Source organism: Agarilytica rhodophyticola, assembly GCF_002157225.2.
In the GTDB taxonomy this organism is placed as follows: Bacteria; Pseudomonadota; Gammaproteobacteria; order Pseudomonadales; family Cellvibrionaceae; genus Agarilytica; species Agarilytica rhodophyticola.
The window spans coordinates 1909984-1930443 of sequence record NZ_CP020038.1; the positions used below are offsets into that span (position 1 = coordinate 1909984).

General features: G+C 38.5%; 24 protein-coding genes. 12 read left to right on the forward strand and 12 right to left on the reverse strand.

What is annotated here, in order from left to right; translation table 11 throughout:
• The first annotated feature begins 18 nt into the window (after window positions 1-18).
• The 6 genes from BVC89_RS08015 (at window position 19) to BVC89_RS08040 (ending at window position 4846) form a co-directional block, all read left to right on the forward strand.
• A complete protein-coding gene (locus BVC89_RS08015) occupies window positions 19-435 on the forward strand; it encodes a hypothetical protein (protein WP_086930692.1) in 417 nt (138 codons plus the stop codon).
• Window positions 436-496: 61 nt separating this feature from the next.
• Entirely contained in the window at window positions 497-805 is a 309-nt protein-coding gene (locus BVC89_RS08020; protein ID WP_086930693.1) for an RHS repeat-associated core domain-containing protein, read from the forward strand.
• Between the two features lie 39 nt (window positions 806-844).
• Entirely contained in the window at window positions 845-1693 is an 849-nt protein-coding gene (locus tag BVC89_RS08025) for a TrbL/VirB6 family protein (protein ID WP_086930694.1), read from the forward strand.
• Window positions 1690-2025, forward strand: a complete 336-nt coding sequence (locus BVC89_RS08030; RefSeq protein ID WP_086930695.1) for a hypothetical protein — start codon at window positions 1690-1692, stop codon at window positions 2023-2025. Before BVC89_RS08025 ends, BVC89_RS08030 begins: the two co-directional genes overlap by 4 nt.
• A 35-nt stretch (window positions 2026-2060) precedes the next feature.
• Window positions 2061-2546: a hypothetical protein gene (locus BVC89_RS08035; protein ID WP_086930696.1), complete on the forward strand. Its 486-nt coding sequence runs from the start codon at window positions 2061-2063 to the stop codon at window positions 2544-2546.
• 1349 nt (window positions 2547-3895) lie between these two features.
• Entirely contained in the window at window positions 3896-4846 is a 951-nt protein-coding gene (locus BVC89_RS08040; RefSeq protein ID WP_086930697.1) for a hypothetical protein, read from the forward strand.
• A gap of 425 nt (window positions 4847-5271) precedes the next feature.
• On the opposite strand, the gene BVC89_RS08045 is transcribed toward BVC89_RS08040, so the two are convergent.
• The 6 genes from BVC89_RS08045 to BVC89_RS08070 form a co-directional block, all read right to left on the reverse strand.
• Window positions 5272-5862, reverse strand: coding sequence for a hypothetical protein (locus BVC89_RS08045; protein ID WP_086930698.1), 591 nt, complete (start codon window positions 5860-5862; stop codon window positions 5272-5274).
• Between the two features lie 36 nt (window positions 5863-5898).
• Window positions 5899-6294, reverse strand: coding sequence for a hypothetical protein (locus tag BVC89_RS08050; protein WP_086930699.1), 396 nt, complete (start codon window positions 6292-6294; stop codon window positions 5899-5901).
• A 277-nt stretch (window positions 6295-6571) separates the two neighbouring features.
• Window positions 6572-7009, reverse strand: a complete 438-nt coding sequence (locus BVC89_RS08055) for a hypothetical protein (protein WP_086930700.1) — start codon at window positions 7007-7009, stop codon at window positions 6572-6574.
• 17 nt (window positions 7010-7026) lie between these two features.
• Window positions 7027-7446 carry a hypothetical protein gene (locus BVC89_RS08060; protein WP_086930701.1) on the reverse strand — a complete coding sequence of 140 codons (420 nt, stop codon included), beginning with the start codon at window positions 7444-7446 and terminating at the stop codon, window positions 7027-7029.
• A gap of 54 nt (window positions 7447-7500) precedes the next feature.
• Complete coding sequence (locus BVC89_RS08065) at window positions 7501-8046, reverse strand: hypothetical protein (RefSeq protein WP_086930702.1); 546 nt, start codon at window positions 8044-8046, stop codon at window positions 7501-7503.
• A 566-nt stretch (window positions 8047-8612) separates the two neighbouring features.
• Entirely contained in the window at window positions 8613-9443 is an 831-nt protein-coding gene (locus BVC89_RS08070; RefSeq protein WP_086930703.1) for an alpha/beta fold hydrolase, read from the reverse strand.
• A 316-nt stretch (window positions 9444-9759) separates the two neighbouring features.
• On the opposite strand from BVC89_RS08070, the gene BVC89_RS08075 reads away from it, so the two are divergent.
• Entirely contained in the window at window positions 9760-10632 is an 873-nt protein-coding gene (locus BVC89_RS08075; RefSeq protein ID WP_086930704.1) for a hypothetical protein, read from the forward strand.
• Between the two features lie 75 nt (window positions 10633-10707).
• Here the strand turns inward: BVC89_RS08075 and BVC89_RS08080 are convergent, their stop codons facing one another.
• Both BVC89_RS08080 and BVC89_RS08085 read right to left on the reverse strand, forming a co-directional pair.
• On the reverse strand, window positions 10708-10920 hold the full coding sequence (locus BVC89_RS08080; RefSeq protein ID WP_086930705.1) for a WYL domain-containing protein: 213 nt from the start codon (window positions 10918-10920) through the stop codon (window positions 10708-10710).
• Between the two features lie 455 nt (window positions 10921-11375).
• Entirely contained in the window at window positions 11376-11636 is a 261-nt protein-coding gene (locus BVC89_RS08085) for a hypothetical protein (protein WP_086930706.1), read from the reverse strand.
• Between the two features lie 294 nt (window positions 11637-11930).
• On the opposite strand from BVC89_RS08085, the gene BVC89_RS08090 reads away from it, so the two are divergent.
• Complete coding sequence (locus tag BVC89_RS08090; protein ID WP_086930707.1) at window positions 11931-12197, forward strand: hypothetical protein; 267 nt, start codon at window positions 11931-11933, stop codon at window positions 12195-12197.
• Between the two features lie 69 nt (window positions 12198-12266).
• The gene (locus BVC89_RS08095) at window positions 12267-12572 is read left to right on the forward strand and encodes a hypothetical protein (protein WP_086930708.1); all 306 of its coding nucleotides are present in this window, start codon (window positions 12267-12269) and stop codon (window positions 12570-12572) included.
• A gap of 1548 nt (window positions 12573-14120) precedes the next feature.
• Here BVC89_RS08095 and BVC89_RS08100 read toward each other — a convergent pair.
• Genes BVC89_RS08100 through BVC89_RS08115 form a run of 4 tightly spaced genes read right to left on the reverse strand, consistent with a single transcriptional unit; the run spans window position 14121 to window position 17538 of the window.
• Window positions 14121-14720 (reverse strand): imm11 family protein, encoded by a 600-nt coding sequence (locus tag BVC89_RS08100; protein WP_086930709.1) that lies wholly within the window; start codon window positions 14718-14720, stop codon window positions 14121-14123.
• Window positions 14717-15628: an AHH domain-containing protein gene (locus BVC89_RS08105; protein ID WP_086930710.1), complete on the reverse strand. Its 912-nt coding sequence runs from the start codon at window positions 15626-15628 to the stop codon at window positions 14717-14719. The genes BVC89_RS08100 and BVC89_RS08105 overlap by 4 nt, the downstream gene beginning before the upstream one ends.
• A gap of 13 nt (window positions 15629-15641) precedes the next feature.
• Window positions 15642-16727 (reverse strand): hypothetical protein, encoded by a 1086-nt coding sequence (locus BVC89_RS08110; RefSeq protein WP_086930711.1) that lies wholly within the window; start codon window positions 16725-16727, stop codon window positions 15642-15644.
• A 10-nt stretch (window positions 16728-16737) separates the two neighbouring features.
• Window positions 16738-17538, reverse strand: a complete 801-nt coding sequence (locus BVC89_RS08115) for an immunity 49 family protein (protein ID WP_086930712.1) — start codon at window positions 17536-17538, stop codon at window positions 16738-16740.
• Between the two features lie 382 nt (window positions 17539-17920).
• Here BVC89_RS08115 and BVC89_RS08120 point away from each other — a divergent pair, with 382 nt between their 5' ends.
• From BVC89_RS08120 to BVC89_RS08130, 3 genes are all read left to right on the forward strand, one after another.
• On the forward strand, window positions 17921-18931 hold the full coding sequence (locus tag BVC89_RS08120; RefSeq protein ID WP_086930713.1) for a S1/P1 nuclease: 1011 nt from the start codon (window positions 17921-17923) through the stop codon (window positions 18929-18931).
• A 144-nt stretch (window positions 18932-19075) separates the two neighbouring features.
• Window positions 19076-19903 (forward strand): hypothetical protein, encoded by an 828-nt coding sequence (locus tag BVC89_RS08125; protein WP_103654248.1) that lies wholly within the window; start codon window positions 19076-19078, stop codon window positions 19901-19903.
• Window positions 19904-19917: 14 nt separating this feature from the next.
• Window positions 19918-20307, forward strand: coding sequence for a hypothetical protein (locus BVC89_RS08130; protein WP_086930715.1), 390 nt, complete (start codon window positions 19918-19920; stop codon window positions 20305-20307).
• Window positions 20308-20460 lie beyond the last annotated feature (153 nt).

Below are 20460 nucleotides of genomic sequence, written 5' to 3' on the forward strand. Positions count from 1 at the left end.
TGGAGTCGAGAAAAAGTCATGAGCGAATTGTGTAGAGAAGATATCGCAGATCTCTTTCAATATGAAATGAATGCAAAAGGTTTTAATTTGACCTATAAATTAGGCTATCAGTTGTATGCTCATTTAGATGATCTTGTTGAATCTAAAGAATATAACTTAGGTGGAAGTCGAGATCCTCGAAAATGGCAGAATGAAGCTAAGTTTTCTGCTTTTCTTGGGGAGGCGCTTAGAAAAGCTTTTGGTGGTATCTGGGAAGGAGATTTTTCTTTGGAAAAGACTGGAGGTAATTACTATACATCATGTGTTAGCTTTAATGGATATAAAGTTTTTCCTAGCCATATTATTGCTCATAGAATTAGTAATGGAAGGGAAGATGCACCCTTTGAAGACCTATTTGATGAAGTTATATCTAAGATTAAATCAGCTACAGAATGACAGCGTGTGATGGGGCCGGTGTTGCGTTTTACTTTACGTTTTAATTAACTTCTTGATTTATATGAAGGCCAGATACTATGATCCTGAGGGTGGAAGTTTTATCAGTCAGGATAGTTATCTGGGAGAACCGGGAACACCGCCGAGTTTGCATCGGTATCTTTACGCATTTTCCAACCCGACGATGTATATCGATCCTGATGGCTACGAGTCAGTGTCAACGACCCTAGAAAATAAAGAGCTCAATGCAAGCAGTGGCCACGAAGCGTTTGGTTGGAGATTCCTGAGCAATCTCTACCATGTAAGCACTCTAGATTTTTCCGTTGTACATGATCCTCAGCGCGATGCTTACGACAATGGCGACATCTCTTGAAGTGAGTACCTCGTTAAAGGTGTTGGTGGTGGTACAGCATTGGCGGCAGCTAATGTCGCCACTGGTCGTGCAGCGGGGGCGGTGATGGCAGGTAAAAGTCTTGCCATGCAAACAGCAATAGGAGCAGGCACTGGTGGCTTAATTGGTGCAGGTAATGACGCCGCGATGCAAGCCTCCCGCATAGATGCTGGACAGCAACAATCATACGATTTAGGACAAACGGCTGTTGCTACAACCGGCGGCGCACTACTTGGTGGTGCAGTTCCGGCTGCCGGTCAATTTGCACAGCAAGTGGCGAGTAGCTTATCGAAAAGTAAGATAGGTAATTTCTTTACACGTGAATCTAAAGGCGGGCCGAGTGCTAGCAATGGTGCGAATCAAGGCGCGTTAAAAGGAAAGTCTGAATCGGCGACCCGGAAGAGTGATGTAACAGAGATTGAGGTTCAGCAGGCTAGTTTTAAAAAGAGTCCTGGAAATCCTGACGATCCAGATTTTGTTGGGCCTCTATTTCATTATGGGCCATTTTATAGACGTGGTGATTCAATTGAAAACGTCGTATCAATAATGAAATCTGGTGAGTATAGAGGCAACCCCCCTGGAAATTATATCCAAAATGATATCGCTAAAGTTCAAGCATGGTATGGCAAGGAACATGCTCCACCAGGAGCTGGCTTTGAATTCTATACTACTGTAAAACCACGTTCAGGCACTAAAAAGCATTTTCCAGAATGGAGTTATGATTCATATTTACCTCATAATACAACTCCTGGAGTTAAGACTAATAGTAAGGAACAGGCAGTAATTCCTTGTGTTGTAACAGCTGTATTTTGTGGTGGAGTACGTAATCCTCCTCCGAAATTAGATGGCAATGGGAATCTGATTGAATGATTGAAATAAAATTTAGGCCGTTAATTAAATGGCCAACTAATTTAGAGCAAACAATTCTAGGTATTGATTTTGACTTAAGAGAGTTTACTAAAGCCCATAAATTACCATTTATTAGTCACCAAGATGATCTTGGTGACTATGAGGCTACAATCTTTTATTTAGAAAGCATTGGTCCTGTTATGATAATTCGAAGAGCCACGTCTACTGTCGATATTTCCATAAATGTAGATGCTTCTGTTGATGTAAAAGATGCAATAGATAAAGTAACTCAAGCAATGAGTTTAGACCAGAAGCAAATCTTGTGGAGACAAACGGAAGACAGTACTTGGTAATTTTTTAGCTTTATCATGGAGGCATTAATAAAACGATGAGTATTAACTTGAAGTCAATTTCTCACCAGCAATGGCAAGAAAACGAGAAAGGTTTACCTGTTGAGCTTAGTGTTATAGATATATCACAAGTAAGTGTTCCAGAGCTTAAAGCGAGCGAGGAGAGTAAATATAAGGAAAGCTTTACTTTTTACTTTGATACAGGCACTAGCGAAATTCAGTTGGAATATCGATGGGATTTAAACGGGACAAAATCATTTCTATTTTTGTATGTGCATAGTGATGATGATAATCCCGAACAAGCTTTAGAGTCTTTGTTGTCTGGACTTGGATTAAGTCGCGAACTTGTTATCTATGTGAATGAAGAAGCTTTGCGAGGAGCAAGGTTTCAGGCTATGCGTTTAGATGACAATGATAATGAAGTAGAAATTACTCGTTTCCATAATCGCAGTACAGCAGAATTTTATGTTAGGAAAATGGAAGCTAAAGGGCATAAGCAATTATACTTTATAAAAGAAGATTAGTTTTTGCGTAATGGCATCTGATATTTTGAGATCACATTGTCTAAAACTTGGTTACACCTAGTTTTTTAAATCTATATCCCATCATGCTCAGCCTGCCTAATTGTAGCGTCCCAATTTACCCTCATACTTTGAACCAAATTATTCATCATGCCATTGCGGTATAAATGCACAGTATTACCCCACTACTATCGTACACTAAAATAGCAGTGCCACATTATCATTATAACATTTGTAGATAACAAGAAGCCGAAAAAAAAGAGCTTTTGCCCCTTGGTGATGTTTGTTTTAATGCTCAAGCAGCGTACATTGAAAAGACCATGTGTCGTCTTCAATCTCAGAAGAATGATATTTCTCTTTGATATCCAAACCCATTTTGTTCTAAGCTACTTGATAAGTTCTTCGTGTTACCGCCAGTGAAGTTGCACAGGGTATGAGTAGTGGTCACGACTTTTTTGTTTCTCAGGCGGCTTCGATCAAGCTAACTAAACACAATCTAAGCCACAGTCTCCCATTACCTTCTTAAGAGCTAATAATCAAAGCTAAAAACCCTGCGTCAAAGGTAGCGATCCCCATTTTGGCGTATTCCAACTCTTTAATACTATAGCCTCCAATATCGTCATTATTGAAAGGTTTTATGGTCGGGGAATAAGTAATTCGATTTTTAATATCTGTATTGGTACTCTACTATAAATATAGGCCTATAGCATTCGCGAACAGGATACAACATTTTCGTTCTTTGTTTAATCTCTCGATACGTTCACGCAAAACCATTTTACATACTCCAAGCCCACTAATAGTAACAGAAAATCCCCCTCGCTGTGAATGAATTTTAATAATATCAAAGATGTCTTTTTATCATGAGAATAAATGTCACTTTTCTCACTAAAAAGGTGAAGTGGTGATCCCTAGATAACATCATGAACTGTTATTCACCGTCGTGAGAAAGGATATCGAAGGATAGGTGGAGCACTCCAGCGAGGAAAGCTTCGGAAATAACAGAAAGCTAAGAAAAAATACTCGCGTGCAAATTGATCTACAATATCAAGCACGAGATTTTACCGGAAATTATACATGGGTAAATTACTGCCTTAGCTAGGAATCTAGTTGCAAGGATAATTTGGCTAAAAGTGCATGAATACTACGACGCTAATTTGGGAAATAACATTTTAATAGTAAAAACCCGCTAGCGGGACTGAATGCTGCGTATATAAAGCAATGTGGCAATTATCGCTCGAGCGAAGCAAATATTGCTTCCCTTGGGAGTTTTGATGTAGATACTTGTATGTGGCCATGAAAAAGTCAGTTATGGCGTTTTCAATAACATTAATTGTTTAACCACAGGACAATGTATGATCAAGATAGATAAAGCGTATTGCCATCAGACAGATAGTGTACTTTCGATATACCAAGTGCGTGATTTACACTTTGATGAAGATAATCCATTTAATGCTAAAAATGCGACTTATGAGTGTTTGGACGAAGATTGTCATGCTCCCTTGATTGGGGTGAATAGCACTAGTGTGGAATTTAAGAATGCCCCCCATTATCGTTTAAAGCGAGGTCACGAACATAGTGAGGCGTGTGACTTTAATAAAGCCACGCACGTGACAAAAGCGGAAGAAGAGCCGAATCAAGAGCGTGATTATAAAGCCTCAGCACACCCAAATGTTCTACTACTTGAGCGCCAGCCTGTTCCTCGTTGTACAGGCAAACCTCGAAAGCCAAGAGCACCGCGAGACCCTAGCGATGCTCCCATAGCGCTTGATACTGGACGAGAACATAACAGTCCTCATGAAACCAGTATCTTAGAACACGTTGTGGAAACATGGTTAGAACATGGCGAGGTATTACGCCGTGTTGCCCTGACTATAGGGGAGAAAACTAAGTGGTATCCCAATGCTTTTAAATACATAAAATACTTTACAGATGAACGCGGACTCATTTATTGGGGGAATGTAAAAAAAATTAAGCCCTATGGGCATGGTTACTCAATTACCTTCATGGAAAGGCCTGAATACGAGGGCGATAAGAGGCAAATAGGTATTTATATCACGGATGAGCAAATCAATAGCTATCGAAAGCGTCGCTTGTTTAGGCGGTACATTGATTCGTTGGTAAACAGTGAAGAGGGTACAGTGCAATGTTACTTTGTGGGTGCTTATCCAGTTTTGAAAGAGACCGAAGTGGTATATCAAACCGCGAAGGGTGAACAGAGCTTCCGCCCTTTGGAAGTTTATTTAAGTAACCTAGACCATCTTGTGCTTCGGTTTAATCGTGATGAAGAGGATACCGATAGCTAAGTTAAAAAATACGCTAGAAATAAATTAACTTGTACTGGTTGCTGGCAGCGTTGTGCCACTGCTAGATTTTTAAATTGCTATCACGGCGTCTGCTAGACGTCGCTCCTGCACATCCAGGACTGCGCTGTTGTCAAGTAGTATGTAAAACTAGACTAAAAAATCGCATATAAAGTGAGGCCACCCATTAGATTACACTTCGATGGTTTCAGTAGTAGTAAAAGAAGTAAGCTATGATCGATTAGGAAACAACTATAGATATTATCTATCTATACAAACTTATAGTTTCCATCCGTGAAGTGTAGGTTGTGATGATTCGCGCCGCGTATGCGACTTTAGTAGTAATGTGTAACAGATAAAAAAAGCGTCCTTGCTGAGTGTTCGTCTTCCTTGGTCTTGCTCCCCCATAGATTATTGAATATTGTTAATTAGTCTTCGGCCAAGACCGCCGGGTCTGCTGGAAATGACAACGCAATGTTTTCTTCAAAAACAATGCCGCGCAAGTTATGACGCATAAACGTGTCTCTAAAATCGTGTCGGCAATAGATCCCGAGATAGTTATCGTATTCACATTTAAACAGGGGTAAATGTGTCAGCTTCTCCTCAATAAAATGCAGTGTTGTGACGTAGTCATACTCATTTTTTGCGGAGTGTTTTATATCTAGCCCATTAAATTGTTCGGCAACTTTTAGCGGGTTATAAAGATAAGCGCGTGTATCCCCGGAATAGATGGGTAAGAATTCTCCATGCTCTGCCAGCATCTCGTAAAAAATACGGTAAGACTTTTCACTCAACAACATACACCCGTAGTCGACGATAAGATCGGGAATGGTCAGCAGTGGCCCTTCTTCAAGAGAATTATGAAAACGGAACTTAATGGGTTGCCATTGGTGAGTATAATGTACGGCATTAATCTCGATACCAAAAACACTGTAACGGCCTAACTTTTTCAACAGATCGTCGCTATCTAATTGATAGGTGGCATAGCGATAAAAGTTAGGATGAATTCTGTAAATCATGTGAATGATGTCCTTATGGAAATAATATCAACCCGGTCAGTTGGCAACTCTTGACCATTGCTGTGTTTGCTCTCGACAAAATATCAGCCCGGTTAATGGTATTTTTTCAATAATGTTTTTAAATCGCTGGTGGCAGACAAGCGCGGATGCCTTTTCTTGGATACCTTTAAAGATTAAGGTATTTTTAGTGGTAGAAATGAGCGTTTTTTTTGTGGCCCGTTTAAGAAATAGGGAAGGGCAGAACACATACCCAATATGGTCGCCTGCATAGACGCGAATAAACGTCCCGTATTTCTCAAGCGCACTGGCGATACAAGGGTAGGCGTGAAGACTGAGATACATTGAATGCTGGTGGACAAGAATATCCGGCAACGGAATATCAATCGTGCCTTTGTCAGCGGATGAAAATGTAATATGAGCATGCTGTGGCATATCGCTCTCCCATGTTATAATACTGAGGCCGAGTAGCCAGTCGCTATGCAGCGAATATTGGATAGGGGTTGGCCTATCCTGATGAATGCTGTAGAACATAATGAGAAAAATACATGACCCCACGCTAGGGCCAGCGCATAAAAGTGTTAGTTTTTTTTAATTACGTGTTATTCCATGGTAAGAGATCGGCAGAGTCTTGTGTGCTAAAAAGAGCATCCCTGCTTATGGCTATATCTCCTTAACTCCGGCTTTCTCCTAACAATGCTTATTGCACTCCTCATTCCCACTGAAATAACGTTGTATTATGCTTCTCGCTCGCTTCTTTATGATGAAACTCGACACGCTGATTTACTTCAAACAATGATAGTGCGTGATCAAACTTATAATGAAAGTCAATATCGCCCCTGCGATTGATGGAAACCAGTGCTTTATTCCACATTGGCACCAGCTGCTCATTGACCATCATGGCATATAGAGCAAAAAAGCTATCTGCTATACCTTTATATTTTTTATTAAGTTCATCAAACGATTTGTCGTATTTATAATCGCTGTCTAATCGTCGAAACGTAACGTTAATGACAGGGACGGGGTAAATATAACAATAGAGCTGAACCACTTCGGTGGCTTCATAAAACAAGCTCTGAGTTATCGTTTTTATCGCCGCCATGGCTTTTAGATACGTCGGCTCATACTCATACACTTTTTTTCGATACATCCTACACCCTCGTAAAATCAATGTTGAATAACGTTAGCCGATGTGATGTCGATAACATTGTATGCCTTCTTTAGAAACCGCTTCACACTATACGCACCGTTAAAACAGAGCTTTAAATGTAGGGTATCCCAGATGATCTTATCACTATAAACACTGTTGTATTTTTGTAAGACCCGGCATAACGAGAATATTTTTAATTTGCATACGTCTGGCATATCCACTTCTTCGATTAAGCCGTGTAAGCCTGTTTCAACGGTAAATTGATAAAAGATGACTTCTTTATCGATAATCTCTACTTTTAAATGAAAATTAAAAAAGTCTTCTTTGTATATGCCGAGCAATACATCAATGATTTTATCAATGGTTAACTTGTTGTAATCGTCTTCGGTATTTGTGCAAAAATACCCTTTTAAATTATCTGGCATGACGTTAGTCATCAGTGTTTCTCCATCACTCGCTAAAAAATAGTCCACACGGCTAGTAGCATTGTATTAAAAATACGCGTGTTCCCAGGGTCGAGGATGGGCTTCTTCCAGGCCATCCCACGAATTGATTTTTTTTAAGATATCTGAACTTAATTCAGCGACGACAATAGGGCCGTTCAGCTGTCGGCTATAGAGCCAATGAATATCGCGATCAAATTTGTATTGAAAGATATAGCGCTGATCATCATGGATAATTAAGCGTGCTTTGTTCCATTTTTGGTTAAACGGTTTAATGCGAGTACAGTCGTGTAAGATATCTAAGCGTTTATCAAAATATTTTTTCTTATCTACACAATGAAACAAACTGTCCAACGTAAATGGTTCGTCAACCAAGTGTGTTGCCTCAATAATACGTGTCTTCCTATCAGGCTTAATAAAGTAAAGCTGTACAGGGAAAATAATGTTGGCGTCGCTTATTTCATTTAGAACCATTGTAATTATTTCTCCCAGCATACACGTAGGTGTATCTTGGTATGGGAGGTCGTTTAAGTTTCCTTCAACTTTATGTGCTGTGACTTTTTTTAAGTTTGTTGATTTTTTTAAATTATCCATAACAACATTATTCGGTTGCTAGAAAAAGCTATGTAAAAATAGGTTAATTATATCTACGATATAAAATTCGAACTTATAATCGAAATTAATGTCAGCTTAAATTTGAGATTTCAATGCTGGTAAAAATTGTTCTCAAGTTTTTTATCTTTGATACCAAACAAATTACATAAGTATTACATGGAGTGATTTTAATAAAGAAAAGTCTGCAAAAAAAGTGAGTGTAGGAGGCGATATTCGCGTCTTCTAGCAACCGCAGTTTTTAAAGCGAAAGAATGGGAAAAAATGCGCCAAGCATGGTGGTTTGACTATTTATTTGTAATAGAAGTTGAAAAAAATATCTGGTTATTACGAAAAAAATCACTTAATTATAACTAAGTGCTTGCAAAAGGTTAGGTTTGAAAATAGTATGCGCACACCTCTTAAGGACTACCCTGAAAAAACCTTAACAAAAAAACCGAATAGGCTCACACTTGATATATGAGCCTAACAAAAGATTGGCTTAAACTGTTCTTAAGAAAAAAAACAATTTCAGACAATATTGTTCTGATGAAATATAAATTATTTTTTTAAGCTGCTATAGGAGATTTACCAAGGAGATAGTCACAAATCATATCGATGGTTTCCATAGGTTTTTCAATATGAAATAAATGATCAGTATTAGGGATAAGTCTAAAAGTGGTATTAGGTATGTTGTCGGCTAATGCTTTACATCGTTTAGGTGTTACATAAGGGTCTAATTCACCTGTAAAGCACATAGTCGGACAGGTAATTGTTTCTAGTTGACTAGCTTTATAGGACATCAGCCTAATAGAGTTGTATATAAAGCATTTAAATTGATCTTCTGTATATTTTTCTGCTTTTCTTAAAGTTGCTCTTTTAATTACTTTATGCTTAGGAATAGTTGATGACTCACTTGTAATTAGATCTAAAAAGCCCTTTGAGAACTCTTTAGGTCGATGTAAGCAGTTAGACATCATCATAAAAATTTGACTCCATTCTTCTTCTGGAATATCTTGCATCGAGCCAGCAAGTACAAGCTTGTCAATTTTTATGGAGTTCTCCTTTGCATACTCTAAGGCCACACCTGTAGCATAACTGCAGGAAACTAAATGAATTGATGAGCTATAAAGTTCATTATTAATAAAGTCTTCTAAACAACTAGCTAAATAGGATATGTCGTATGATGGATGTAATGGAGTTGTCATCCCTGTTCCAGGGAGTTCCACTACGTGATAGTCGAAATAACGACTAAGACCAAGATTAAAGTCTTTGATCGTTTCGATTTCCTGTAAGTTACCCGGTATGAAGACCAGAATTGGCTTTTGAGGGTTAGAAATATGTAAGTGGCGCGCCATTTTTCCTTTAAGACTGATATTGCGTATTGTACTGTATTGCATTTATATATTACCTTTTTGGTTGTTTTGTTGTACACACGCAATTATTGAGATTTGATTTGTTGCTATCAATTAGATGATTCTATCAATAGGACTGCACATAACGGTCAAATTAGCCTAGATCAGCCAAAAACACATTATTGCGCCAAAAAGGATTTATGTATGACAATCAGTATGCAATATCAACAATATTTAAACGTTCCCTAAAATACTTGACATGCATAATAATGTGACGGGAATATCTATATTCACTATCTGGAAGTATTATTTATTTCATTTCTACTTTTTAAAACTAAATTCATTTAGCAGTTGTTGAAAAATGCCGAATAAAATTAAAATTGCAACAGAAACAGAACTAAAACTAATAAGCGAAAAAGAAAAGCAAGCACATGAAGGCTTCGGTTTTGCTCTAAAATGGATATACAACACCCAAGGATGGAAAGGAAATAAAATATGTAAAAAAATTCATGGTTATAAAGCAAAAACTTGGGATGCTTATGCTCAGCCTGGATATACAAAAAGTCGACCACTACATGCCATCGCCGCATTTTGCTGGTTATCCCAGGTATCAATGACTGCATTGTATTACGGTGCTAAATTAGAGCAGCTATGGCGAGGCTTTGATAGGGAGTTGGTTCGTATTATTACCTATAGCAATGCGTTAAATAAACAACAATTTGAAAGCTTAATTTTAATATTCAGGGATACTATTAAAAATTCAAATCTTGAAAAGGACAAAGAAGTAGATATGTTAATGGAACAACTACATGAATATCCTGATGAAAAATTTTTAATACCAGAAGCATTGGATCTTGAATCATTTAAGCGTGATTACTACGAATCAGTAGGTAACAAATTAAGAGAACTTCGCATAAAAAATAATATTGCAGTGGAAGTTATGGCTCATGTTATAGGTGTATCCGTAAATAAATATGTTTCTTTTGAAGCCCCTGATGATTCGACATATATACCTCTTAGTTTAGCAATGCGCCTTAAGTTCGGTTTGCATTACGACAATACAACAGAATTACTTAGCCGTATGAAAAAATACAGGGGATTCTACCACGCACGATATGTGCAACAATTAAGAGAATCCGTTTTATCTTTGTTATTAGAGGATACATCATCCTCTGAGAAAATAGCTTTCACTGAACTTGCCAAAAACGTAATGATTTTTCATTTCAAAATTTAACTGACTTTACTAAAACGGTATGCAGCTTGTAATTATTTATTTCTATGCTAATAAGGTAAATCAATTCAAATTATATTACTTTACAGTAATCCATTCCTTAATATCTTTCATGGCAAAGTTTCTCAGTGCATCTTTTCCTTGGTCATGCCCGTCAAGAAGCCATTGTTCTTCTTTATGCCAGTCTGTCGATCCGTACCAAATTTTTATAGGGACTATATCTCTATATGAAGTTTCACCGCGATAATTAGTATAAAGAATTTTGACTTTCTTATCTTTTTCAATACTCATTTTATATCACCAATATCATTTATTGTATAAGGTAAAGATACATATACAAATTATTAAATAATCTAGAGGAGCGTATCATAACTAAATACCAAACTCTCGTTAAAAATAGGCTCCGTTTGTGCACTTTATATCCACCTTCTTTTGTCGATCTTATATAAATTAGAAAGTTCGTTGAGTGGCAGTCGTATTGCTGCTTGCTGCCCGATGTCTAATGCTGATGTTTCTATATGCAGAACAAGAAATACAAAGCTAAATAAAACCAATCAGTTCGCTGTTGAAAGAGCTTAAAGGCGTTTTTAACAAACATCGGGCTATTAGAATAATTTTACGGTGTATTGTGGTTGAGAAACCGCCGATAGTTTTTTGCACATTATCAGGTTTTGCCTAGCACAAATACGCCAGTTAATTCCGGTAGCGACTTCTTCTGGTGTGGCAAATATATTTTGAAGTGATCATTACAGTAATGACCGATGTGTATCAGGGCGGTAAATACCTCCTGGGTTTCGCGTTCTTTTCCCCTCTACATTCATAGCAGATAGTCGATAATCGTCGACGGATAGCAAGCCACACGCCTTAGAATGAAGCATCACGGGCAATGTCCCCTTAGCTTTCATTGCTGGGTTCATTCCCTTAATTTGGGGTGTCATGAAAGACGACGTTTTGCTTATTTGATTTTTACCGATTCTAGACAGAGAGACGGCACGTAGAGACTTCATTCAACCCGTATCCTTATAATTTTAATGTAGTCTTTAGTGTCATTAGGGTAAAAAGGTTCGATATATGGTACAGGTTTTAGATGATTTGTGGCACCATATACTTCTTTTTGGAGCCTATTGCTGAAAGTTAAGTATATCTGAACTTCTTATAATTCTTTATTTGAATAAAAAACTTATCTGATTATAACGTTACACAACCATAAAACTATCATCGTGAGATAACAAGTATTATGAGGATGTCCCGTAATACTGCGCTTTCATCTACCACTACCCATGAAAATGACTAACGAATGTGTGGAAAATGTAATCAAACAGAATATTGTAGATATACGCCGATACTTTGAAGGAAATATCCACGACAAATGCGAGGTAGAAAAGGCGTTAAAAATAACGCTGCTAGAAATTATTCGCTCGTATCACCGTTTTTCCGGAGAGGTTGCCATCAACACTTGGTTATTGAATATTGCACGCCAAGTGCTTGAGGGTGGCGCAAAAAATTATACAAAAGCTAGGTTAAATCAACAAAAAATTCACCAAGTAAAAGAAAATGGCGAACAATAGATGTTTAATGTGTCACTACACTATAAGGTAAGTAAGTCTTTAATTTGTTTTACAGAGTGATACCTAACTATGAAAGAAGCCGATCCCCCACAAAAACCTGATATAGCCCCTGTTTCAGTGTCTATTGAGCGCATTCTCCCATGTCGAAAGGGATATCAATTTATTGATGGCTTTTGCTACGAATCAGAAGAAGCGACGTATCATGCGTATGCGGATGCGAGAACCCGTTTGGAGGTTGTATTTGAACATGCTGACTACATTGTGGATTTATATATCCTTGAGGAGTGTCGAGACACATTTTACCTCTCGGAACTTGGCTACCGTTCATTGATCAGACAAAAGAATATTCAGCAGGCCTATCGCCCAGAAATTTAACCATGAGTTTTATCTCAAAGGCATAACGCACCACTAATATGCCAGTGTTTTTAGGCCACATTTTCTATCTCACCATTTCCTGTGGCTTTTTTTACTTCTTGTTAACCTAGTATGTGTCGATATGGTTCTGCTATACCCAGGGCCGATCGTTGAAGGATGAGTTTGGATTGTCCTGGTAACTGAGAGGTGTACTTGAATAATGGTCTTTCGTCTCTTACAGCTTTTGTTTTAGATGACGGAATACCGCTACTAGCTTAACATCATTCTGATGCGTAATACTTAAACTTATTCTAGCCGAGCTAGCCGCTTTTTTATGTGGAAATAAAGCTTATAAATAATCTTAAGTTATTGATTTTATTTTATATATTTTTAAGTTATATGTTATTTTGTTTAGTGTGTTTAGTATTCTATTTGTCTTTTAATTAGCCGCGAAGACCACTAATTTTCTCCATTCTGAGTAAGGTTTGCGTATTTCTTTTTGGGTAGCCATTGTCCTTAAAAAACCGTTATAAAAGTCCGTCGCTAAGTTATTGATTTATAAAGAAATAATTTTTCGCCATCGACGGACTTCGAAAGTGGTGCTTAGTAGAGTGAGAGAGAATATAGGCTAAGACAGAGAATTTGATGCTATGAAGTCCGGGATTAAAAAATAGCCGAAGTCCGCAAACCCTTGCCGTTACTGGGCTGTAGCGCGGCGTACAGCCATAAAAAAAGCCAACCTGATAGGGGTTGGCTTTTATCTATTGGTGGAGGGGCGGGAACTCGGTTCAAACCCTTTCTATGATGTATTTGGGCTTAGCGGTAAGTCCTAGTAAGTAGCGGTAAAACCCATAGAGGCTCACTTTTCGCCTCAGTATATGTCTTTTTGATATATGCTCGATAGGTAGTTATCGTCAGAATGATATTCGATTGAATGATAGAATTAAATTATTGTACTAAGTCTGAGTACAAGACAAAGCCTTTAGCATATAGAAAAAGCATCGCTTTCAGTGTTATCAATACTTTCAGTCTTGATAGTGATCAAAGCGTGGTGAAAACAATCTAAACCATAACGAAAAAGACTTTTGAGGCGTATTCCAATTTCCTTGGAACCCGCTTTATCTTGGCTACCATGATGATATAGAGATCTCTCTTGATGAATTCAACAATGATGAGAATTATGGCAGCCAGGCGCATTCGCCAGAAAAAATGCTGGTAGGTGTTAACGTCTTCTGAGTTGGTCTATCCAGTACTTACAATTATGATATTCGGGGAGCCGTCCTTGACGAATTCGTTCAAGCTGTCTATCTACAGCTGGTACTAAATGAGGGGAAACGCATTTTACCTCTCTTCCTTGTTTTTGTATTTGTGATATTTTTTGAGTTTTATGACGGTCTGAATAGAGATTTTTTTTCATTGCATAATTTACCGTGCAACAAGGCCGTTGGTGTTTATAGTTCCCTTTTGTTACAAGCAGAAACTTAGCTAAAGGTAACGAAGGGGTGCTTCTTCCATCCAGCGCAGACAATGATTTGAGTCGTTTGAGATGAAATAGGTAAGGTGTATATTTTACTGTTTTTTTTCTTCAATAACGTCAATAGGTTCAAGGTTAAGATTGCTTAAGTCTGGCTTGGCATCGCTAAGAGCACTAACTAAATCTTCATTGATAAAATAATAAGTATCTCTTTCATTTACTCTGAAAAGAGGCGGAATAGACTTAATCTTTTCGCCACTGAGAACATATTTTCTCACTCGAATCACTTTGCCATCATCGGTATATTTAATGTCAGAATGATCTTTATCTAAGACATCAAACGTTCCCAGTGGATTAATATAAAAATAGTCGGATGCCGCAATGCGCCCTTTATGATTTTCAATACTCACAGGAAGATACTCGCAGGCGTCACCACAGGCGTCTTTTATCGTTTCCATAACAGGTTGACTGACAATGACAGAAAGGTTCTTTGTCCCAATAAAATCGCTTAATACTCTACCCCCACGTTTTGGTGACATTTTTAGTACAACCGACTCATCCACTGGGTATTTCTGTGCGGCAGGTTTGCCTTTAGCGATTTGTGATGACAGCAAATAGATAGATTCCGGCGGGCGTTCAATAAAACAAAATTCTTCATCTTGGCGCTGGTTGGTTTTTAAACGATAGTATTTCATTCGCGATTCCCTGCAGTGTTCAGTTTGGCTATTTTATCTAAAGAACGTCCACCTTCGGATTTTAGTATCATTTCAAGAAGCATATCAGAGAGATCTTCTAATCTAGTTTTATCCAGCTTAAAGTCAGGCGCTTTACACTCTTCTTCAGTCGCATTCTCAATAATATCTCGGTAATTCACAATGATATCTTCTAAACCATCATCAATTTCATCCACCATCTTGTTGTAAACAGGGTGGTTTTGACATTCTGCTTTTAGCTCTGGAGCATCCCCCTCCATCAATTGAATATGACGAGGCATATCCAGGATTTCCCCTACTTCTTTGTCCATGGGCATCATCAACATATTGCGTTTGTGGTTAATATTATATTTGGCTTCCAACAAACCCTTTTCTATGAATTGCGCCACGTCTGCAGGTTCACTAGTAATAGCATTTTTAAAAGTGCTCTTTGTAATTAAATGGTGAGCTTGGTTCCAATAAGGCCAAGTGGCCTTGGTAAAATTCTTACCTTGTTTAACAGTAGCCTTTTTTCCTTTAGTATTCTTTCGCTCTATATCGCCTTGGGTTGGCCCGTCTACGTCCCAGTCTCCTTTTCGCGGTTTGGGTATCTTGGTGCAGTAATAGGCGGGAAACATTCCGCCAGAAGACGTCGGATATACTGACGTGGTGACGCCTTCGTCAGCAATATGCGCTAGTAGTTTATTGTAGGAATGAAGGTATTTTTTAATATCTTTATTGTCGCGTGCTTGTTCAACACCTTGATAGCGAAAATTACAAGTGTGCTTACGACCAAAGTTTTGGTGCGTTGCTTTATCATGCCCCGTTAAACACGCACCTCCCTCAGTACCTTCTTTACTAACATGTTTTGAGTCTTCATCGACAATCCAATGATCCTGTTGTTTACCCATAAACTCTCTCTCCTCAGGCAGACTCGCCGATTAAAATAACACCCACATCACCATTTTCTGCAACGGTACAAACCAGTGCAACATTCGATTGAGCATAACGGCGTCGAAAGCTTTGATTGGCGAGACAAAGATGGGCTATCCCTCCAGCTGCACCAATGTCTCCCCAGGACGTCGCCGACACGACTTCCTGGCACTGCTCAATATCAATACCTTTATGCATTTTTAAAACTACTTGAGTCATTCCCCATATAACGGAACGCCATTCTTCACCGTTAATATCTAAATAAATATTTCCTACAAAGACATGATCAGCCATAACGGACAACGTTTCAATAATGCTATTGGCTAGCAGACGACTGATTGTATTGGCTTCTAAAGTGCGCCACCGCTCTTTTTCGATGTCACCATCAAATGCTTTATATATCGAGTTATAGATCACTATGGAGGGTGACGAATCTTTTCTGGGTTCGAGGAGTATTGCCGCAGCGGCTTCGCCGGGGATCAAACCTACGGGATTGTTAGGTGTTTTTATACGCTCTTGTGCAATCAAACTGTCGAGGTATAAAGGTTCTAACAGGGAATCCACTGCGACACACAATAACTGCTCAAAATAGCCCTGTGCCAATGTTCGAGTTATCGCACGTATTGCTCGTGCTGAACCACTGGAACCAACGACATAAAACCCATTGTCTGGCGATGATAGTGGCTGCTGAAGTGATTTTGCCAATGGCGCTACAAGTGTTTTTTTGAAAATACTCACTAGCTCGCCTTCAGGCCATAAATATAATTCTGCGACATCTGGCAACACCCAAATGACAGGCATATTAGCCCAGTTAATGGCTTTATTTTTAGCATTTACTAACACATCGTTTAGCGCCCGGTCTGCAAGCCGTGCCCAACGTGCTGTTTGAATAAAGCCGCCGGTGACTAACGGAATTGGTGAGCCGACAATAGGGGCTTCCAATTCATCTTCATCAAAGGTATTCACACCTTCGATACCTTGAAAACGGGATATGCCGGCTCTTATGGAGGCTGAACTATCTAATGCACTTGGACCTACACTTGAAACTAGGCCGATACTTGAAATGACACAACTCATGAAGACCTCTCTATGGCTTTTGAAAACTAAAAGAGCGACGGGAATCGATGTGAAGCCATGCGCCCGGTGGAGGCTCTGGCACGCTGCAAGATGCCAGAGCCGTTTTGGGCGCTAAAGCATATTCTGGGTAGGTAGCAATGCCTTGCATTCTGGCGAGTTGAACTAAAGCTATAATTTCAATGGAAACATGCGCGAGTATAATGGCTTCATCTTGCGTGCCTGCATACATATCACCGCCATCTACATAATGGTCTTTATAAGCATCTATAAGAAATTCCAGCACTTCATGAAAAGCATCACCATCTTTTTCCAACAACGCCATAAGCACGGTATATCGGTGATCTGGGTTATCGGCATGTAACGCTTCAAACTCCTCTAATAGGTCTTGAATGTCCTCTTGATTTTTTCTTAACCCAAAGACATCCATGAGAATACGACAGTATAGGTAATCTTCTTCATACTCTATGCGCGAATTAATTTTCCTGGGAGACAGCTGTGCGAGCTTTTCCATTGCTGGAAAGTCTTGACAGCAAACCGCATCAAAAAATGTTGTGATCTTTGAGGCCGCAGGTTCTCCTGTATCGGCATTAGTTAAAAAATCTATCGAGGCTTGAACACCGAGTGTTAGCTTGCTAAACAATAGCTCACTGGAATTGCTGACCAAAAAATCCCCAATACCTTGCTGCCGGTAGAGCGCCATAATGCGATCAAAGTATTCTTGCTTGTAAGACGGCTGTTTAGCCATAGCATTTAGAATGTTTTCTAGAGTAATACTTACATTTTTCACCGCCAAGGGTAGATATTGAGACATAGGTAGCGTTATTCATTTAGAATTCTAGAGGGATATTACCATTAATAGTTTTTTTGTGCATTTGCAAATATCCTCCACAAGTATGTTAACACTTTTTTGCTCAGCGATTTTAAAAGGGGCCGCTTTGGTGATTATTTGCAACTCAAAAGATAACTTATGGCAAAAACTTCAATGACTGCATTGGGCGATTTCTTGGCATATTAATCGGCCCGCCTTAATATCCGCTACCATCAGATTTTATCATTCTACTATTAAATCACATAATATCTATCAAAAGTGACTGCTTTAATATTTCCTTAAGAATGACGTAAAAAATTTTAATTTGGCATATTTAACAAATAAAACTGTATTTCATTAAAATAAAATCTATGTCAAGATAACGATGAAGAAAAATAAAATCCTTATAATTAAATATAATAGATATGGAGGTCGTATATTCATGACTACCTTTCTCTATATTGTCAAAATATTTTTTTTGCTTCCAAGAAAAATAAAATATAAAGTTTTTCTTATTAGTACTTTATTGTTTTCAAACTTTGTATACGCTTGGGGAGCTCTTGGTCACGAAAGTGTCTGTGAAATTGCCTATCAAGAACTGACTCCTTCTGCTAAACAGTCTGTAGATGAAATTCTTAGCAAAGAAACTGACTCTCGATTTAAAACTTTTCGGGATGCTTGTGTTTGGCCTGATTATATAGGTAAAGCTCAAGCGCAACGCAAACCAGAGCATTATATTAATGTGCCTCGTTACTGGCATTATATTAAATATGAAAATTGCGTAGATACTGATAGATGTCTTTTTACAGCTATTCGTAAAGATGAAAGTATACTAAGAGATAAAAAAGCAAGTAGTCAAGCCAAACTTGAAGCTCTTAAATTCCTTGGCCATTGGCTTGGCGATATTCATCAACCCCTTCATGTATCATTTAAAGATGATCGTGGAGGCAACGATATTGCATTGAAGAAAGGAATAGGATGTAGAAAAAAATTACATGCTGTTTGGGATACATGTATCCCGGAAGACGTTATGAAAGAAGAGGGTTTTAAAGTTAATTTAGATAACAGAGAATCCTTTGCTAAGAAATTGCATACAGAAATAACAGGAGAGCTAAGAAGTAAGTGGACTAAAAACATGAATCCTGCAATATGGGCTGATGAGTCTTTCAAAATCTCATTAAGTGAAGATACACAATATTGTATTAAAAAAGGAAAAGTTTGTTGGTACTCTAGCAACTCAGAAGAATACTATGAACATGCTGAAGGCAGTTCCGGAATAAAAGAGCTGATCCTATCCGGTAAGTATGAAGATCAATGGGGCGAAGTTGTTAAAGAAAGAATTCAGATGGGCGGTGTAAGGCTTGGTGCTTTACTAAATGATATTTTTCAAGATTGACCTCCTTTGGCATTGTTGCTGTTTATGGCTGTTATTCGCCCAAAGCTGACCTTGGCGCATAATGTTTCGTGAGATAACTCGTTCAACAGTAGCACTATATGGTTATGTGTTTTGGTGGTAATTCTTTTAAATAAGGAGGTGGTTATGAAGAAGATATGTAGGTTTGGTAGTTTGTTAATTGCTTTGTTGGTTGTCTCGGGGTGTACAAATTTATCAGCGGTCAGGCAATATTCTGAGACGGCAAATGGATCGCTTTCTATGGTTCCAGACGTTGTTGATGACTTTACAAAGTCTTGCAAGCGCCGCGCCCACTTTCAGCCTAGCGGTAGTAAACCCAATTGTGAGAAAATAAAGGAGTCATCTGAACCATTAACTGAAGTTGTTTCTGTATTGCAAAAGTATACCCAGTCGTTGGGCAAGCTGGCCTCTGATGAAGTTGTTACATATACAGAAAACTTGGATTCTTTGGAGAAAGAGATAAATAGCCTTGAGAAGTTTGATAAGGAAAAAATATCTGCGGTTACTAGTATTGCCAAGTATTTATCTAAGCTAGCAACTGATGTGTACCGAAGAGACAAAGTTAAAGATGCGATCCAGGAAAATAACCAGCATATAAAAGTTGTTACGAGCGTCTTAGCAGATATTATTAAAAATGATTATAAGTCTTTGCTAGAAACTGAAGGAGAAGCAGTTGGCAAATACTACAAGGAAATTAAAACCCAGCACTCTGTTAATGAGCCGCTTGCGGTAAAACTTGCCATGAAAGAGAAGGATGTTCATATGGAGGCTGTTGATGCTAAAAGTAAAGCTATAGCTCCCTTAACGGAACTTATAAAAAAAATCGGTACGGAGCACGACAAGTTAAACTCAAAGTCTGGCGAACTAGATTCGAAAGAAGTTATTGAGTTGGTTAAATCTTACGTAGACGAAGCAAAACCTATATTGAAGCAAGTGAAACAAGCTTACAAATAATTAAGGAGAGATAAATGACGACGCTAACGCCTGATGACGCAAGAGAAATTGCTAATTCACTAAGAAAACTATCGTCCGACTTGGGTGACTACAGATTTACTAACTGGAATTCATTGTCCGAAGAAGAAAGGGGGCGTATAGAAAGTTTAGAGTGGACTTTACTAAACTACTCTTCTGACATGACCGCGACAGCTATTGAGATAGCCGCTGATAGTATTCAAGAAGAGGTTCAGCATATTAAGACTACTACCCAACATTTACAGAATGCTATCGATAGAGCGGAAAGTGTTAGAAAAGTAATTGGAGTCGCCACAAAAGCAGTAACTTTAGCTGCTTCAATTTCTACTGGAAATGTAACTGCAATTATAGAAAGTTCTGAAGGCCTGCTCGAAGAGTTTACATAAACTCACATAACAATTGGCTCGAGTGGGACTTGCCTTCCGCAGTGCTCGTTTTGTGCTTGAATAGCTCAAAAGTAAGCTCCGCTACGGCAGGCCCCTCAGTCTGAGCGTTAATGTCCGCTCTGTGGAATTTTCTGACCTTACTATAAAAAACAA

Excerpts from the sequence above, each read along its gene's own strand:
- BVC89_RS08015 (WP_086930692.1), top strand. The coding sequence starts at position 19 with ATGAGCGAATTGTGTAGAGAAGATATCGCAGATCTCTTTCAATATGAA.
- BVC89_RS08020 (WP_086930693.1), top strand. The coding sequence starts at position 497 with ATGAAGGCCAGATACTATGATCCTGAGGGTGGAAGTTTTATCAGTCAG.
- BVC89_RS08030 (WP_086930695.1), top strand. The coding sequence starts at position 1,690 with ATGATTGAAATAAAATTTAGGCCGTTAATTAAATGGCCAACTAATTTA.
- BVC89_RS08035 (WP_086930696.1), top strand. The coding sequence starts at position 2,061 with ATGAGTATTAACTTGAAGTCAATTTCTCACCAGCAATGGCAAGAAAAC.
- BVC89_RS08040 (WP_086930697.1), top strand. The coding sequence starts at position 3,896 with ATGATCAAGATAGATAAAGCGTATTGCCATCAGACAGATAGTGTACTT.
- BVC89_RS08045 (WP_086930698.1), bottom strand. The coding sequence starts at position 5,862 with ATGATTTACAGAATTCATCCTAACTTTTATCGCTATGCCACCTATCAA.
- BVC89_RS08050 (WP_086930699.1), bottom strand. The coding sequence starts at position 6,294 with ATGCCACAGCATGCTCATATTACATTTTCATCCGCTGACAAAGGCACG.
- BVC89_RS08055 (WP_086930700.1), bottom strand. The coding sequence starts at position 7,009 with ATGTATCGAAAAAAAGTGTATGAGTATGAGCCGACGTATCTAAAAGCC.
- BVC89_RS08060 (WP_086930701.1), bottom strand. The coding sequence starts at position 7,446 with ATGACTAACGTCATGCCAGATAATTTAAAAGGGTATTTTTGCACAAAT.
- BVC89_RS08065 (WP_086930702.1), bottom strand. The coding sequence starts at position 8,046 with ATGGATAATTTAAAAAAATCAACAAACTTAAAAAAAGTCACAGCACAT.
- BVC89_RS08070 (WP_086930703.1), bottom strand. The coding sequence starts at position 9,443 with ATGCAATACAGTACAATACGCAATATCAGTCTTAAAGGAAAAATGGCG.
- BVC89_RS08075 (WP_086930704.1), top strand. The coding sequence starts at position 9,760 with ATGCCGAATAAAATTAAAATTGCAACAGAAACAGAACTAAAACTAATA.
- BVC89_RS08080 (WP_086930705.1), bottom strand. The coding sequence starts at position 10,920 with ATGAGTATTGAAAAAGATAAGAAAGTCAAAATTCTTTATACTAATTAT.
- BVC89_RS08085 (WP_086930706.1), bottom strand. The coding sequence starts at position 11,636 with ATGAAGTCTCTACGTGCCGTCTCTCTGTCTAGAATCGGTAAAAATCAA.
- BVC89_RS08095 (WP_086930708.1), top strand. The coding sequence starts at position 12,267 with ATGAAAGAAGCCGATCCCCCACAAAAACCTGATATAGCCCCTGTTTCA.
- BVC89_RS08100 (WP_086930709.1), bottom strand. The coding sequence starts at position 14,720 with ATGAAATACTATCGTTTAAAAACCAACCAGCGCCAAGATGAAGAATTT.
- BVC89_RS08105 (WP_086930710.1), bottom strand. The coding sequence starts at position 15,628 with ATGGGTAAACAACAGGATCATTGGATTGTCGATGAAGACTCAAAACAT.
- BVC89_RS08110 (WP_086930711.1), bottom strand. The coding sequence starts at position 16,727 with ATGAGTTGTGTCATTTCAAGTATCGGCCTAGTTTCAAGTGTAGGTCCA.
- BVC89_RS08115 (WP_086930712.1), bottom strand. The coding sequence starts at position 17,538 with ATGTCTCAATATCTACCCTTGGCGGTGAAAAATGTAAGTATTACTCTA.
- BVC89_RS08120 (WP_086930713.1), top strand. The coding sequence starts at position 17,921 with ATGAAGAAAAATAAAATCCTTATAATTAAATATAATAGATATGGAGGT.
- BVC89_RS08125 (WP_103654248.1), top strand. The coding sequence starts at position 19,076 with ATGAAGAAGATATGTAGGTTTGGTAGTTTGTTAATTGCTTTGTTGGTT.
- BVC89_RS08130 (WP_086930715.1), top strand. The coding sequence starts at position 19,918 with ATGACGACGCTAACGCCTGATGACGCAAGAGAAATTGCTAATTCACTA.